At 24.5% G+C, this 1078-nt stretch carries 1 protein-coding gene; it reads left to right on the top strand.

Features of this window, described 5'->3' with window-relative positions:
* Positions 1 to 271: 271 nt before the first annotated feature.
* A complete protein-coding gene (locus tag AMO08_RS02435; protein WP_256997643.1) occupies positions 272 to 1054 on the top strand; it encodes an undecaprenyl-diphosphate phosphatase in 783 nt (260 codons plus the stop codon).
* The last annotated feature ends 24 nt before the right edge of the window (positions 1055 to 1078 follow it).

The raw sequence follows: 1078 nt of genomic DNA, 5'->3' as shown, positions 1-1078 counted from the left end.
TATACTCGTCATAGATTTCCTTAAAATCTTCCTTTCTCGTATCAACTTCTCTTTTAGGTGGAGTTTGTTGACCTATTTTAACAAATTTGAGCATTTTATCTGGCATAATATTATTTAAGTTTCGGCAAAATATACCTTGATTTATGTATATAAAGCATAAAATAGGTCATACATATTGACCTTAATTTTTAAATTATTAGCTCTAATACACAAGTTTTTAATTATTGCATAGCTATTATGCTTAAATCGAATTGTTTCAAATAAATACTTTATGAGTTACGTAGAAATAATGTTTCAAAATATTATAGAAGTTTTAATTCTCTCTGCAATTCAAGGAATATCAGAATTTCTTCCTATTAGTTCCTCTGCTCATTTAATTTTGGTTTCTACTTTATATGAATTTAAATCTAGTTCCTTGCTTATTGATATCAGCCTCCATCTAGGCTCTCTAATAGCAATAATTTATTTTTTTAGGAATGAACTATTTGATGCTAGAAAAAATAAAAGACTTTTAAGTTTAATTATACTTGGATCTATTCCATTAATAATTGCTGGATACATACTTTATAGTACAAATTTAATTTATCAATTTAGAAAAATAGAAATTATAGCATGGACTACTTTAATATTCGCAATAATTTTATACATCTCTGACAAAAATAGATTTGATAAAAAAATTTCTTCAAATTTAAATTTTCAGTCAATAATATTTATAGGTATTTTCCAAATTTTCTCTCTTGTACCTGGAGTGAGTAGGGCAGGAATTACTATAACAGCTGCAAGAATTTTAAAATTTAATAGAGTAGACTCAAGTAAGATATCTTTTTTACTTTCAATCCCAGCATTGGCTGGAGCAAGTGTCTTAAGCTTAAAAGATGTTTTTGAACAGTCAATTCAGTTTAATTACTTAGTTTTAATTGCAATTATATCTTCTTTTATTTTTTCTTTTCTAACAGTTAAATTCTTTTTAATTTATATAAATAAATTTTCAATGAATGCTTTTGTAATTTATAGAGTAATAATTGCATTGATTTTATTTAGTTTAGTTTATTAAATATATTTCTTCTTAATTAAAGGG

Source organism: Candidatus Pelagibacter communis, from assembly GCF_001180205.1.
In the GTDB taxonomy this organism is placed as follows: Bacteria; Pseudomonadota; Alphaproteobacteria; order Pelagibacterales; family Pelagibacteraceae; genus Pelagibacter; species Pelagibacter ubique_O.
This window is presented reverse-complemented; position numbering and strand designations above follow the sequence as displayed.